Here is a 14,802-nt window from a genome sequence, read left to right on the forward strand (position 1 = left end):
CGGGAATGTGGATTGCGAAGACTCGCCAATTTGGGCCACGCCTTGACGAAAAGGTTGCCGGGCAAGCGATTGGCCGCATAGATTGCCGGAAGATTTGTTCGACAGCTGAATCGGAGAGCACGAATGGCCAGACTGACCGAGGACGCCAAGGGCGTTTACGTTATCGCCGTAACTCCCTTTGCCGATGACGGCGCGCTCGATCTCGAAAGCATCGACAGCATGGTCGATTTCTATGAAGGCGCCGGCGTCACCGGCCTGACGGTGCTCGGCCAACTCGGCGAGGCACCAAAGCTGACCGCCGAGGAATCGCGAACCGTGGTCGAGCGTGTGCTGAAGCGCCTTGACGGGCGCCTGCCGGTGGTCGTCGGCGTGTCGGCGCCCGGACTTGCTCCAATGGGCGAGCTCGCCAAAGCCGTCATGGGCGAAGGTGCTGCCGGCGTCATGGTTGCCCCGCCCTGGACCGTCAGAACCGACGACCAGGTCTTCGCCTTCTACCAGTCGGTTGGTGAAACCCTAGGTGATACGCCTTTCGTGCTGCAGGACTATCCGCTCACCACCAATGTGACGATCGCACCAGCGGTCATCGAGCGCGTGGTCAGGGAGGTGCCCAATTGCGTCATGCTCAAGCATGAGGATTGGCCGGGCCTGTCGAAAATCACCGCGCTTCGCGCGGCCAGCGACAAAGGCAGCATGCGGCGCATCTCCATCCTCTGCGGCAATGGCGGACTTTTCCTGCCGGAGGAGATGGGCCGCGGCGCCGACGGCGCCATGACCGGCTTCTGCTATCCCGAGATGATGGTCGGCGTCGTCGAGGCCTATGGCGCCGGCAATCCCGATCGCGCCCACGAAATCTTCGATGCCTATCTGCCGCTCGCCCGCTACGAACAGCAGCAGGGCATAGGTCTTGCCTGCCGCAAATATGTCCTTGCCAAGCGCGGCGTCATCAAGTCCCCCGCCTTGCGGAAGCCGGGCCCCAGGCTTTCGGCGCTCGACATTGCCGATGTCGAGCGCCTTTTGGCGCGCCAGGCCGTCCATCTCAAGGAGATCGGCGCATGACGGCCGACAGGAATTTCGACTTCGTCATAGCAGGCGGCGGATCTGCGGCATGCGTTGCCGCCATGCGGCTGGTGCGCGACTTCGGCTTTTCCGTTCTTATCGTCGAGCGCGGACCGCGCGATACGGCAAGGCTGATGTCCTTTCCCGCCGGCTATATGAAATATCTCGCCCGCGACGATTTTCTCGAGATGCACCATACGGTGCCGCAACCCCAGCTCGGCGGGCGGGGGCCGATCGTGCCGGTCGCCAGCGCTCTCGGCGGCGGCAGCGCTGTCAACGCCATGGTCTATATGCGCGGCCAGAAGGAAGATTACGACGGCTGGGCCGCCCATCTCGGCAATGGAAGTGAATGGTCCTACGAGGACATGCTCCCCCACTTCAAGGGCATCGAGGCCAATAGCCGCTTCAACAACCGTTATCACGGAATTTCGGGCAACCTGCGTGTATCGGAGCCGCGCCATATCTCCGATACGACGGAAGATTTCATCCTGGCGGCCCAGGGACTTGGCCATCCGTATAATCCGGACTTCAACGGCGCGCGGCAGAACGGCGTCGGCATCATGCAGCACACCTTTGCGTCATGGGGCAGGCGCATCGAGCGATCGGATGCCAAGAAAGCCTTTCTCGATCCTCTTGGCGGCGACAGCCGACTGAAGATCGTGACGCGGGCCCGTGTCGATCGCATCCTGATCGAAAGCGGACGGGCCGTCGGCGTCGTTTACACCAGCAATGGCGAGAGCCGCAGGGTATTGGCCACACGCGAGGTGCTCGTCGCCGCCGGCACCTACAACAGCGCCAAGCTGATGATGCTGTCCGGCATCGGCCCGGCCGACCACCTTCGCGAACACGGCATCGCCGTTGCCGCCGATCTTCCCGGTGTCGGCGCCAATCTCCAGGACCATCACGAAGTGCCCGTCATCGCCTCGACGAAATCGAAATCCGGCTATTTCGGCGAGGATCGCGGCTGGCCGATGATCCGAAACGGCCTGCAATATCTCTTGTTCAATACCGGTCCCGTCACCACGACGGGCATCGAATCCTGCCTCTTCTACGATCCAGATGGCGGCGACCGCCCGACGATCCAGCTTTATTGCGCGCCGATCGTCTATCTCGACCGCGACGTCTCATCGGCCAAGTCGACCTACGGAGTTACGTTCACATCCTGCCTGCTGAGACCGAAGGCGCGTGGCAGTGTGAAGCTGCGCTCGCCGAACCCCGCAGACCAACCGCTCGTCGATTGCAATTTCTTCGGTGATCCCGACGACCTGCGCCTGACGCTCGCCTCTTTGAAGACGGCACGCCGGCTGTTGGAGACGGAACCTTTCAAGGGCAAGATCGCCGAGGAAATCCTCCCGGGACGATCGCTCCAGGACGAGGCGTCGCTCACGAAATTCGCCGGCCAGACGGTCAAGACGAATTACCATCCTGCCGGCAGCCTGAGGATGGGACCGGAGACGGATCCCATGTCGGTCGTCGACGGCAGGCTGCGCGTGCGCGGCGTGGACGGGCTGAGGGTGATCGATTGCTCCATCATTCCCTTTATCCCGTCAGGCAATACTAACGCACCGGCAATGGCGATCGGATCGAAGGCGGCAAGCATGATTGCCGAGGACTACCAATGATGACGTGCCATCTGGCCTCAACCGCGCAGCTCGAGAACATGGGTATAGCTATCCTGTTTAACGGGACGAAACCCAAGCGACTCCCAGAACTTCATTGCACCATCATTCCCCGCGTGCACGGTGACGCAGCGGCAGAAGAGCCGCGCGTGATCCAGAAGAGCCAGGGCAAGCATCCGGCCGACGCCGCGACCGCGCATCCCAAAGCGAACGTAGAAACGCCGCATCCGCAACGCTTCCCGCATGGCGGGTTCGATGGTCATGCCGCCGACAGCAACGAGTGCTGCGCCCGCAAAGGCGCCGAGCAGCCTTTCGCCGTCACGCGCGAAACGGATATCGCCAACTGCCCACTCATCGATAAGCCGGCCGATATGGAGATAACCTTCCTGCCGGGCGTCGCGCGCAAGCCCCGCCATCGCCTCCGGCAAACGGTCACGGAAGTTGCGGATTTCGATCGCCACGGCGATGTCAACGCAACTAGACGGCAAGAACCGGTATCTCGCGCGGCGTCGCCGCGGTTGGGCCGCCGACCGGTATGAAAATCGTGTCGCCATCGCGCGCCATGTCGTGCACCGTATGTTTCTCCAGCGCCTTCGTCACCTCGTTGAGGTCGCCGTCCAGATGTTCGGCGGGAATGAGATTGCCGATCACGAAATCGAAGCGGTCGCCACGCTTGTTCAAGAGTTCGTGGAATACCGTCATGTCGCGAAGCTCCGTCGACCACTTCGCCAGCCAGTAGAAAAGGCCTGAATTGCGCGCCCTCATGTGGACGGGAAGGATCGGCAGATTATACTTGCGCGCCAGCCCGACCGCCGAGGTCTTCCAGGGACGTTCGTTGAGCCGGCCGTTCGCCCAATAGGCGATCCGGCCTGATGGAAAGAGTACCGTCGCCTTGCCTTCCCGCACCGCGTGGTTCGTCAATTGCAGCGTCTCGCGCGCCTTCAGCTTGCTCTTGTGCTCCTCCCGCCATTCGACCGGGATGACCATCTCGGCAAAACGCGGGTTGACGCGGATCGCATCGCGATTGGCAAAGAACATCATATCGGGCCGGCGTGTTTTCAGGAGGTCGAATACGGCGACGCCGTCGGCAATGCCTGTGGGGTGATTGCTCACGAGGATGAAACCGCCGCTATCAGGGATGCGTTCGCCGTTGGCGACGCCGATGTCGAGCTTCAGTACGCCGCTCAGATATTCGAACGATTGGAAACCCGGCATGTTGGCAACCGCATTGGCGAATTCGATCGCCTTGTTGTAGCGCAGAAGCGTGAAGAGGAACGGCCGCATGACCGGCCAGAATGGATTTTTTACGATCCTCTGGCCGCGTTCGGCAATCAGCGTGTCGACGATATGACCGGGCTTTCCCTGTGAAACAAGTGCGATCGCTTCCGCGAGTTGTCCGAAAGCCGTCATGGAATCGCGCCGGGCCATGAAAGATCCTGTCTGTGGGCTATAAGCTATCGCAGTACAATATGATCGAAGCGTGACAAAGGCTTGGCCGGCATTAGCAATTCCATAACCGTTCCTGCTTCAAATTGGCGGACTTGAAGGCAAATTCAAGGCCAGCGACGTGAATGAACTGCTTGTAATCGCCGACCCGCGCCTGATGGCGGAACGCGCTGCGTGGCTCGAAAACCTCGCTCGCGAACGCCGTCTTTCCGAACATACGCTCGATGCCTATGAGCGCGACACCCGCCAGTTTCTGACTTTCCTGACCGGTCATCTCGCCGGCCCGGCGACCCTCGCCGATATCAGGGAATTGCGCCCCGCCGATTTCCGCGCCTTCCTGGCCGCCCGGCGCAGGCAAGGCTCCGGCGCCCGTTCGCTCGGCCGCAATCTCGCCGGCCTTCGTTCCCTGTTGCGCCACCTCGAAAAGAAGGGCTTGGTCAATGCCGCCGGCGCCGGGGCGATCCGTTCGCCGAAACAGCCGAAGTCGCTACCCAAGCCGTTGTCGGACACGCAGGCGATCACCATCGTCAGCGATGAAGCCCAACTGCATGACGAACCCTGGATCGCTGCGCGCGATGCAGCTGTGATGACCCTGCTCTACGGCTGCGGCCTGCGCATCTCCGAGGCGCTGAATCTCGTTCCCGCCGACTTGCCGAAGAGCGCCACAGCGCTGCGCATCACCGGCAAAGGCAACAAGACGCGGCTCGTGCCGCTTCTGCCCGTGGTTTTCGACGCGGTCGAGAAATATCGCGCGCTCTGCCCATATGATCTCGAAAACGGTGAGCCGCTGTTTCGCGGCGCCCGCGGCGGCAAGCTGCAGGCGGCGATCATCCAACGCGCAATGCAGAAGCTACGCGGCGCCTTCGGCCTGCCGGAGACGGCAACGCCGCATGCGCTCCGCCACTCCTTCGCCACCCATCTGCTTGCCGGCGGCGGCGATCTCCGCACGATTCAGGAACTGCTCGGCCACGCCAGCCTTTCCACAACGCAGGTCTATACCGGCGTCGATGCTTCCCGGCTGCTCGAGGTGTATGACCGAGCCCATCCGCGCGCCTGATGCATCTCGTGCAGAATGTGCAGCGCATGTGACGACGGCATCCGACATCCTCAGCGCCCATGAATCCGCCCCGATGAGATGCGCTAAGTGTTCGTTAACGCATTCTCTTAAAGGATTATGCGCAAGCCAGGCGTAGAGCAGAAGCGATAGGGCATTTGACCGGAACATCAAGATGACGACTTCAATCGGCCGCCGGGCTTTTTTCCTCGCAGTACCCGGCAATCTGCTGCTCTGGCTGATTGCAGCCTTCCACATGCTGCTTGTTGCAGCGCTGTTTGTCGCCTTCCTGGCTGCAAGGCCGGCGGCGGCCGAAGACGCAGCCTGCACCGGCCGCAATCTCATGGTCGACTTGCAGCAGAACGACCCCGCCCGATATGCCGAGGCGGTAAAGGAAGCCGAGGCAACGCCGAACGGCAAGGGCATCTTCTGGAAGATCGAGAAGCCTGGACTTGCCCCTTCATGGCTGCTCGGCAGCATGCATGTGACCGATCCCCGTGTGCTTGCCCTGCCGCCGCGCGCCCAGACCGCCCATGACACAGCGCATACCATTATTATCGAATCCGACGAGATCCTCGATGAGCGCAAGGCGACCGCCGCCCTGCTCGCACGGCCGGAACTGACGATGTTCACCGACGGCACGACGATCGACAAGCTGCTCTCTGCCGAGGATTACAAGCGCCTGGAAGCCGGCCTGAAGCAGCGTGGTATCCCGCTCAGCGCCGTTTCCCGGATGCGACCATGGATGATCTCCAGCGCCGTCGCTCTTCCGGCCTGCGAGCTCGCTCGCAAGGCCAGAGGCGTGCAATTTCTCGACCAGAAAATCGCCAGCGACGCCGTTGCCGAAGGCAAGGAGGTCAAGGGGCTGGAAACCCTTGCCGAGCAGATCCAGGCCATGGCCGATCTGCCGGTCGAATTTCATATGAAGTCGCTGATCGAGACGCTGGAACTAGGGGCCAAGATGAACGACGTCGTCGAAACGATGACCGATCTCTACCTCTCCGGCGATATCGGCATGACCATGCCGATGCTGAAGACAGTGACGCCGGCAACTGTCGACGAGACCAGCGACTACGCCGCATTCGAACAGCGCGTCATTCTCGATCGCAACAAGGTGATGGCCGAGCGTGCCGCCCCGATCCTCGACGGCGGCAATGTCTTCATGGCCGTCGGCGCCCTGCACCTGCCCGGCAAGGACGGCGTCATCGAGCTGCTGCGCAAGCAGGGCTTTACGGTAACCGCTGTCAATTAGGCTACTCGGAAATGGACCGATGCGCGGCAAATAAAATAGCCGCTCGCCTCGCGGCAAGCGGCTGCGCATTTTCCTAGGGCTGCCGACAACCTACATATGGATCGGCTTGAAGAAAGTTGCGAGCGCGGCCTCCTTGACCGCTTCCGACATCGTCGGATGTGCATGGCAGGTGCGGCCGAGATCTTCCGACGATCCGCCGAATTCCATCAGCACGGCGATCTCGTGGATCATCTCGCCGGCGCCGAAACCGACGATGTGGCCGCCGAGCACGCGGTCGGTCTCCTTGTCGGCGAGGATCTTGACGAAGCCGTCGGTCGCCAGCATGGCGCGGGCGCGGCCGTTCGCGGTGAACGGAAACTTGCCGACCTTATAGGCGACGCCTGCCGCCTTCAGTTCCTCCTCGGTCTTGCCGACCGAAGCGACTTCCGGCTGGGTATAGACGACACTCGGAATCACGTCGTAATTGACGTGGCCATGCTGCCCCGCGAGGATTTCGGCAAGCGCGACACCCTCGTCTTCCGCCTTGTGGGCCAGCATCGGGCCCTTGACCACATCGCCGATCGCATAGATGCCGGCGACATTGGTCCTGAAGTGGCCGTCGATCTCGACGCGGCCGCGATTGTCGAGCGCCACGCCCGCCTCTTCCAGGCCGAGGCCTGCGGTGTAGGGCTTGCGGCCGGTGGCGATCAGCACGACTTCAGCGTCGAGCGTCACCTTGTCGCCGCCCTTAACAGGCTCGAACGTCACCTTGGCGCCCTTGCCGCCCTTCTCGACGCCGGTGACCTTGGCGCTAAGGTTGAAATCGATGCCCTGCTTGGCGAGCATGCGCTGGAACTGCTTTGCGACTTCGCCGTCCATGCCGCCGAGGATGGTGTCGAGATATTCGACGACGGTGACCTTTGCGCCAAGACGCGACCAGACGGAGCCGAGTTCAAGGCCGATGACGCCGCCGCCGACGACGATCAGCGTTTCCGGCACCTTTTCCAGCGCAATGCCGCCGGTCGACGAGATGATGGTCTTCTCATCGATTTCGACCTGCACGCCGGGAATGCCGGCGACATCCGAACCGGTGGCGATGACGATGTTCTTGCCTTCGATTTCCTGCGCCGTGCCGTCTTCGGCGGTGACGGAAACCTTGCCGGCCGAGACGATTTTGCCGGCGCCCTGGAAGGCATCGATCTTGTTCTTCTTGAAGAGGAAGGCGACGCCGTCGACGTTCGACTTCACCGTCGCGTCCTTGTGGGCCATCATATTGCCAAGGTTCAGCGTCGGCGCGGGAACGTCGATGCCGAGCGCACTCAACCCGTGGCCCGCCTGATGGAACATTTCGGAAGCATGCAGCAGCGCCTTCGACGGAATGCAGCCGACGTTCAGGCAGGTGCCGCCATAGGTCGCGCGCTTTTCGACGACGGCCACCTTAAGGCCGAGCTGGGCCGCCTTGACGGCGCAGACATAGCCGCCCGGGCCGGTTCCGATAATGATCACATCGTAAGACATTGCTTCTTTCCCTTTGGATTTTTCGTTTAGGCGGCTGCGCGCGACAGCGCGAGAGCCATCAGGCCGAGGAATTCGAGAATATATGGCATGCTGTTTTTCGCCGTGTCCTTCTAGCGACCGCCGCTCACGTTGAGGATCGCGCCCGTTACATAGGAGGCGGAAGGAGAAAGAAGATAGAGGATAGCGTCCGCCACCTCCTCGGCTGTGCCCGGACGCTGCATCGGGACCGACGGCGCCATTTCGCGCGCCCGGTCCGGCAGTCCGCCCGAAGCATGCAGATCGGTTTCGATGATCCCGGGTCTGACGGCATTCACGCGAATGCCCTCGGCTGCGACCTCGCGCGCAAGCCCGACCGTGAATGTGTCGATAGCGGCCTTCGAGGCGGCATAATCGACATATTGCGTCGCCGAGCCGAGGATCGCGGCCATTGAGGAGATGTTGACGATCGCACCGCCCTGTCCGCCGTGACGGCTCGACATGCGGCGAACGGCCTCCCCCGCACAGAGGATGGAGCCCGTCACATTGACGCGCAGCATCCTTTCGATCCGCTCCATCGACATCTCGTCGACCCGCTGCGGATAGTCGACGATGCCGGCATTGTTGACGAGCCCGTCGAGCCGGCCGAAATGGCGATCGACCGCGGCAAACATCGCAGCGATGTCGGCAGCCTTGCCTACATCGCCCTGGATGGCCACCGCCTCGCCGCCCTCTCCGGCAATAGCCGCGACGACAGCCTCGGCCGCCTGTCGGCTGGAGGCATAATTAACCGCCACGCGCCAGCCCTGCCGCGCGGCGAGCCGGCAGACCGCGGCGCCAATACCCCGGCTGCCGCCGGTCACGAGAACAACAGGTGCATCATTCATGTCGCACACTCCTTGAAAGTCAGCACGTCCCAAGGCGCCACCGAAGCCTTGCCCTCTCCCCAGGCGCTCGATTCACGGATGGCGGGACCAAGGCCGGGAAGTACGATCTTTTCGGCCGCCGCGGCACCCTCCGGCTGCAGATTGTCGACCTCGCCTTTGGCATTCATGCCGTAGACGGCGCCCTGCCAGACGGTGCAGGCATCGAGATCGGCGCCGGTCGCGTCTCCCTCCGGGCAGTTGAACATCAGGATGCCGATCGCGCGCACCGGATCTTCCGATGGCATCACATAGCCTTCCATGACCACGGATGTCTTGAGCGCACTGACCTTGAACTGATTGCTGGCGGCAGCCGAGGGAGAATTCAGCGGTGCAAAACGCAGTTCATAGGCGCCGTCACGGTCGACGTAGACGGCCTGCTCCTGTTTGCAATCGACGGCGAACGCGGCGACCGGAACTGCGAAAAACGCGGCAGCTGCAATCGCAGCCACGCCACTCCATCCTGCCATGATCCCGACCGCCCCGCTCATTGCACCTTCGGCTCTCGCCGCCCGTCGGCATTCTCGATCACACCAAAATCCGTCAACAGAACCAGCGGGTGGCCATCCTTGTCGAGGCCCCAGAAGACAGGATAGAAACCGTCGCCCCAACCGCTCCAGAACACCGCAACATTGCCCTTCTTGCCGGCAACCGGCCGGTGCAGTGCATAGTGGCGCTTATTGGCGTCAAGCTCCGACGCCAGCACGTCATCGTAATAATTGATATCGGCATCCGGCTTCTGCGCTTGGACCTGCGCTTCGCGCTCATCGATCCGCCCCAGCGTATCGGCGTCCATGTAGCAGCCGACGCCGGCATCGACCGGATAGCCGAAGATCTCGTCGTCCTTCAGTGTCGCCGGGTCCTGGCCGGGGAGGACGGCCAGTTCCCAGTGATCGGGCTTGCCCTCGGCAAACCGCATGCTGGCCGCCGCGATGCGCCCGAAGGCACGGTAGAGCGTCACCGGATAGTCGCCCGGCGCAACTGTTCTTGCCAGCGCCGGACGATCCGGCTGGGCAAGCGGATCAGCGGCGACAATGCGCCCCGAGGTCAGCTCGACATCGCCCATATGGACCACGTCGATCGACCGGCTGGAGAGTTCGGCATCATCAAGCGTCACCAGTTCGAAATTGCTGCTGGCCTTGCTGACATCCCAGCCGGCGGCCGATGCGAGGACCGGGGCATGCGCGGCGGCAGCGCAAAGGAGAAGGCGCGCCGCTCGCATGATCCGCTTCCGCATCGAAAAGCTCCCTTAGAGATCGAGAACCAGGCGTTCCGGATCTTCCAGGCTCTCCTTGACGCGCACGAGGAAGGTCACCGCTTCCTTGCCGTCGACGATGCGGTGATCGTAGGACAGCGCCAGATACATCATCGGACGGATGACCACCTGGCCGCCGATCGCGACCGGCCGCTCCTGGATCTTGTGCATGCCGAGGATGCCAGACTGCGGCGCGTTGAGGATCGGCGAGGACATCAGCGAACCGTAGACGCCGCCGTTCGAGATGGTGAAGGTGCCACCCTGCATGTCGGCCATCGAGAGCTGGCCGTCGCGGGCTGCCTTGCCCAGGCGGCCGATTTCCTTTTCGATCTCGGCGATGGACATCTGGTCGGCGTCGCGAACGATCGGAACCACGAGACCCTTGTCCGTGCCGACCGCGACGCCGATGTGGCAGTAGTTCTTGTAGATGATGTCGGTGCCGTCGATCTCGGCATTGACCGCCGGCAGTTCCTTCAGCGCATGCGTCACAGCCTTGGTGAAGAAGCCCATGAAACCGAGCTTCACGCCGTGCTTCTTCTCGAAAACGTCCTTGTACTTGTTGCGCAGATCCATGACCGCCTTCATGTCCACCTCGTTATAGGTGGTCAACATGGCGGCGGTGTTCTGGGCGTCCTTGAGGCGCTTGGCGATCGTCTGGCGCAGGCGCGTCATCTTCACGCGCTCTTCGCGCGAGGCATCCTCGACCGTCGAAGGCCCGCGCGCAGCCGCAGGCGCTGCAGCCGGTGCCGCGGTGGGAGCGGAAATGCCCTTGGCGACGGCGGCAATGACATCGCCCTTCAGCACCTGGCCGCGTTTGCCGCTGCCGTCGACCTGATCGGCGGAAAGATTGCTTTCAGCCAGCATCTTCGTAGCCGCCGGTGCCGGCGGCATGGTGGAGACGGAGGCGCTCGACGACGATGCAGCAGCAGCGGCAGCCGGCTGGGCGGCAGCAGCCGGGGCCGGTTGAGCGGGAGCGGCGGCCGGTGCAGCTGCTGCCGGTGCGGCGGCTGCGCCGGCGCCTTCGGCGATCTGGCCAAGCAGCGCGCCGAGGCCGACGGTCTCGCCGGCAGCGGCGACGATTTCCGAAAGCGTGCCGGAAGCGGGTGCGGGAACTTCGATGGTCACCTTGTCGGTTTCAAGCTCCAGAATCGGCTCGTCGGCCTTGATGGCGTCGCCGACCTTCTTGAACCAGGTGCCGACGGTTGCCTCGCTGACGGATTCACCGAGAGTTGGAACGCGGATTTCTGTGGCCATTGTTCAAATCCTGATTTCGTGTGTTTTCGTTTATGCGTTTCAGACGGCGGGCGGCCGCAAAATGATTGAGGGCATCTGCAGGACATCGAAACGGAACCCGAGACCGGAAGCGATGATCGGGTCGCCGTCGGCAAGAGCTTGCGCCGCCGCCTGATCTTCGACCTCCACCACTGCCATGCCGAAAGCGCCTTCCCCTTCGAACACCGGACCGACGACGATTGCCGATCCCGCAAGGGCGTGCCGATGCCAGTAATCGACGTGGCGTTTCATCGCCGCGATTTCCTCCCCCGTCCCATCATGCGGGAAAGTGGGGCGCGGCGGCAGCAGTCTCATAAAGAAGTAAGCCATTGCGCCCCCCTTGATTTCAGCCGCCCAATGCGTCCTCGAGGAATGCGGCGAGCTGTGACAAATGCTTCGACATCAGGCCCGTCGCCGGCGAGGCGGCGGCCGGACGGCCGGTATAGCGGACACGCTGGTACTTCGCGTCGATATGGGCAAGCACCCACTCGAGGAAGGGGTCGATGAACGACCATGCGCCCATGTTCTTGGGCTCTTCCTGGCACCAGACCATCTCGGCGTTGCGGAAGCGCGACAGCTCGTTGATGAGCGCCTTTGCCGGGAACGGATAGAGCTGCTCGACGCGCAGGAGATAGATGTCGTCGATGCCGCGCTTTTCACGCTCCTCCAGAAGATCGTAATAGACCTTGCCGGAGCACATGACGACACGGCGGATCTTGTTGTCCTTCTGCAGCTTGATCGGGCCGTCCTTGATCACCTCGGCATCGTCCCACAGCAGGCGATGGAAAGCCGATTCGCCGGCCAATTCGGCAAGCGTCGAAACGGCCCGCTTGTGACGCAGCAGCGACTTCGGCGTCATCAGGATCAGCGGCTTGCGGAAGTCGCGCTTCAGCTGACGGCGCAGGATATGGAAGTAGTTCGCCGGCGTCGTGACATTGGCGACCTGCATGTTGTCTTCCGCGCAAAGCTGTAGGAAGCGCTCCAGGCGAGCCGAAGAGTGCTCCGGACCCTGGCCTTCATAGCCGTGCGGCAGCAGGCAGACGAGGCCGGACATGCGCAGCCACTTGCGTTCGCCCGACGAGATGAACTGGTCGAAGACCACCTGTGCTCCATTGGCGAAATCGCCGAACTGCGCTTCCCAGAGCGTCAGCGCATTCGGGCGGGCCAGCGAGTAGCCATATTCGAAGCCAAGCACAGCCTCTTCCGAAAGCATCGAATTGATGACTTCGTAGCGGGCCTGCGTCGGTGAAAGATTGGCGAGCGGTATATAACGTTCCTCGGTTTCCTGATCGTAGAGAACCGAATGACGCTGCGAGAAGGTGCCGCGTTCGCAATCCTGACCGGACAGGCGAATCTTGTGGCCTTCTAGGCAAAGCGCGCCGAAAGCGAGCGCTTCGGCCATCGCCCAGTCGAGGCCCTCGCCGGTGGCGATCATATTGGCCCGGTTTTCCATGAAACGTTGGATCGTGCGGTGCGCATTGAAGCCAGCGGGGATTTCCGAGAGCTTGCGGCCGATATCCTTCAGCGTCTTCATCGGCACTGCAGTCTTGCCGCGGCGCTGTTCGTCTGCATTGTCGGCGGTGCGCAGGCCCGACCACTCGCCGTCCAGCCAGTCGGCCTTATTCGGCTTGTAGTGCTGGCCGGCGTCGAACTCCTGCTCGAGATGCGCGCGCCAATCGGCCTTCATCTTCTCCACTTCGCCTTCGGTGACCAAGCCTTCGGCGACCAGGCGCGCCGCATAGAGCTGCAGCACGGTCTTGTGGCCGCGGATCACCTTGTACATCTTCGGCTGCGTGAAGGACGGCTCGTCGCCTTCATTGTGGCCGTAGCGGCGATAGCAGAACATGTCGAGCACCACGGGCTTGTGGAACTTCATGCGGAATTCGGTCGCGACCTTGGCCGCATAGACCACGGCTTCGGGATCGTCGCCGTTGACGTGCAGGATCGGCGCCTCGATCATCTTGGCGACGTCGGACGGATAGGGCGACGAGCGCGAGAAGGCCGGATTGGTGGTGAAGCCGATCTGGTTGTTGATGATGACGTGCATGGTGCCGGCAACGCGATGGCCGCGCAGACCCGACAGGCCGAGGATTTCGGCAATGACACCCTGGCCGGCAAAGGCCGCGTCGCCATGGATCAGCAGCGGCAGAACCTTTGCGCGTTCGGAAAGCGGAATGATGTCGCCTTCCCAGACGGTGGCGCTCATGTCCTGCTTGGCGCGGGCCTTGCCCATGACGACGGGATCGACGATTTCAAGATGCGACGGGTTCGCCGTCAGCGAGACGTGCACCTTGTTGCCGTCGAATTCGCGGTCGGAGGAAGCGCCGAGATGGTACTTGACGTCGCCCGAGCCTTCGACTTCGTCAGGGGCGTAGGAGCCGCCCTTGAACTCATGGAAGATGGCGCGGTGCGGCTTGCCCATCACCTGGGAGAGCACGTTCAGGCGACCGCGGTGGGCCATGCCGAACACGGCCTCCTTGAGACCGAGATGGCCGCCGCGCTTCAGGATCTGCTCCAATGCGGGGATCAGTGATTCACCGCCGTCGAGGCCGAAACGCTTCGTGCCCTTGAACTTGACGTCTAGGAACTGTTCGTAGCCTTCGGCTTCGACGAGTTTGGAAAGGATCGCCTTCTTTCCTTCAGGCGTGAAGGCCACACCCTTGTCCGGACCTTCGATGCGCTCCTGTATCCACGCCTTCTCCTCAGGATTGGAGATATGCATGAACTCGACGCCGAGCGTCGAGCAATAGGTGCGCTCGAGAATCTCGATCATCTCGCGAAGGGTCGCATATTCCAGGCCGAGCACGTTGTCGATGAAGATCTTGCGATCGTAATCGGCAGCGGTGAAGCCGTAATTTTCCGGCGACAGCTCGCGATAGTCGTCGACGGCAGCGGCGATGCCGAGGGGGTCGAGCTTGGCGTGCAGATGGCCGCGCATGCGATAGGCGCGGATCATCATGATGGCGCGCACGGAATCGCGCGTCGCCTGCAGCACGTCGGTGGTGTCGGCGGGCTTGCCCTGAGCCTCGGCCTTGGCCTTCACCTTGGTCTCGATCACCTTCTCGACGATACCCCAGTCGCCGTCGAGAGCCGACACCAGGTCGCCGCCGGCCGGAAGCGGCCAGTTCTTCTTGCGCCAGGAAGCACCCTTGGCCGCTTTCTTCACGTCGCTCGGATCGTCTTCCAGCGCCTTGAAGAAGGTGCGCCATTGATCGTCGACCGACGCCGGATCCTCTTCGTAGCGCGCATAGAGCTGCTCGATATAGGCCGCGTTGGCGCCATCCAGAAACGAGGTGATCTGAAATTGCTCGTTGGCTTCTTGCCGTGCCATGGTGATATGCGGACGCTTCGGTCCGCCTCCTGACTTTGATGAATTTGCCGGATCGATTGCCGGCCGCCGCATTCCGATCGCCGCCTGTCCGCGACGCATCTGCTGGTCTCGTATGCGAGCC

Annotated in this window: 13 protein-coding genes; 4 read left to right on the forward strand and 9 right to left on the reverse strand. The window is 62.5% G+C overall.

What is annotated here, in order from left to right; translation table 11 throughout:
• Positions 1 to 123: 123 nt before the first annotated feature.
• Positions 124 to 1,056: a dihydrodipicolinate synthase family protein gene (locus J2J98_RS19735; protein ID WP_207601901.1), complete on the forward strand. Its 933-nt coding sequence runs from the start codon at positions 124 to 126 to the stop codon at positions 1,054 to 1,056.
• Positions 1,053 to 2,678: a GMC family oxidoreductase gene (locus tag J2J98_RS19740; RefSeq protein ID WP_207601902.1), complete on the forward strand. Its 1,626-nt coding sequence runs from the start codon at positions 1,053 to 1,055 to the stop codon at positions 2,676 to 2,678. The genes J2J98_RS19735 and J2J98_RS19740 overlap by 4 nt, the downstream gene beginning before the upstream one ends.
• Positions 2,679 to 2,695: 17 nt before the next feature.
• On the opposite strand, the gene J2J98_RS19745 is transcribed toward J2J98_RS19740, so the two are convergent.
• Positions 2,696 to 3,136 (reverse strand): GNAT family N-acetyltransferase, encoded by a 441-nt coding sequence (locus J2J98_RS19745; protein ID WP_207601903.1) that lies wholly within the window; start codon positions 3,134 to 3,136, stop codon positions 2,696 to 2,698.
• Between the two features lie 16 nt (positions 3,137 to 3,152).
• Positions 3,153 to 4,103: a GNAT family N-acetyltransferase gene (locus tag J2J98_RS19750; protein ID WP_207601904.1), complete on the reverse strand. Its 951-nt coding sequence runs from the start codon at positions 4,101 to 4,103 to the stop codon at positions 3,153 to 3,155.
• A 139-nt stretch (positions 4,104 to 4,242) separates the two neighbouring features.
• Here J2J98_RS19750 and J2J98_RS19755 point away from each other — a divergent pair, with 139 nt between their 5' ends.
• On the forward strand, positions 4,243 to 5,178 hold the full coding sequence (locus tag J2J98_RS19755; protein ID WP_207601905.1) for a tyrosine recombinase XerC: 936 nt from the start codon (positions 4,243 to 4,245) through the stop codon (positions 5,176 to 5,178).
• A gap of 172 nt (positions 5,179 to 5,350) precedes the next feature.
• A complete protein-coding gene (locus J2J98_RS19760) occupies positions 5,351 to 6,427 on the forward strand; it encodes a TraB/GumN family protein (RefSeq protein ID WP_207601906.1) in 1,077 nt (358 codons plus the stop codon).
• 90 nt (positions 6,428 to 6,517) lie between these two features.
• Here J2J98_RS19760 and lpdA read toward each other — a convergent pair whose 3' ends face one another.
• The 7 genes from lpdA to J2J98_RS19795 form a co-directional block, all read right to left on the reverse strand.
• On the reverse strand, positions 6,518 to 7,924 hold the full coding sequence (lpdA, locus tag J2J98_RS19765) for a dihydrolipoyl dehydrogenase (protein ID WP_207601907.1): 1,407 nt from the start codon (positions 7,922 to 7,924) through the stop codon (positions 6,518 to 6,520).
• A 110-nt stretch (positions 7,925 to 8,034) separates the two neighbouring features.
• Positions 8,035 to 8,787, reverse strand: coding sequence for an SDR family oxidoreductase (locus J2J98_RS19770; protein WP_064712561.1), 753 nt, complete (start codon positions 8,785 to 8,787; stop codon positions 8,035 to 8,037).
• On the reverse strand, positions 8,784 to 9,314 hold the full coding sequence (locus tag J2J98_RS19775; protein ID WP_207601908.1) for a hypothetical protein: 531 nt from the start codon (positions 9,312 to 9,314) through the stop codon (positions 8,784 to 8,786). Before J2J98_RS19775 ends, J2J98_RS19770 begins: the two co-directional genes overlap by 4 nt.
• Positions 9,311 to 10,060, reverse strand: coding sequence for a DUF4241 domain-containing protein (locus J2J98_RS19780; protein ID WP_138396338.1), 750 nt, complete (start codon positions 10,058 to 10,060; stop codon positions 9,311 to 9,313). The genes J2J98_RS19775 and J2J98_RS19780 overlap by 4 nt, the downstream gene beginning before the upstream one ends.
• Before the next feature lie 12 nt (positions 10,061 to 10,072).
• A complete protein-coding gene (odhB, locus tag J2J98_RS19785; protein ID WP_207601909.1) occupies positions 10,073 to 11,332 on the reverse strand; it encodes a 2-oxoglutarate dehydrogenase complex dihydrolipoyllysine-residue succinyltransferase in 1,260 nt (419 codons plus the stop codon).
• Between the two features lie 39 nt (positions 11,333 to 11,371).
• A complete protein-coding gene (locus J2J98_RS19790; protein WP_064707971.1) occupies positions 11,372 to 11,680 on the reverse strand; it encodes a YciI family protein in 309 nt (102 codons plus the stop codon).
• A gap of 16 nt (positions 11,681 to 11,696) precedes the next feature.
• On the reverse strand, positions 11,697 to 14,681 hold the full coding sequence (locus J2J98_RS19795) for a 2-oxoglutarate dehydrogenase E1 component (RefSeq protein ID WP_064708218.1): 2,985 nt from the start codon (positions 14,679 to 14,681) through the stop codon (positions 11,697 to 11,699).
• Between the last annotated feature and the right edge of the window lie 121 nt (positions 14,682 to 14,802).

It is taken from the genome of Rhizobium bangladeshense (genome assembly GCF_017357245.1).
In the GTDB taxonomy this organism is placed as follows: Bacteria; Pseudomonadota; Alphaproteobacteria; order Rhizobiales; family Rhizobiaceae; genus Rhizobium; species Rhizobium bangladeshense.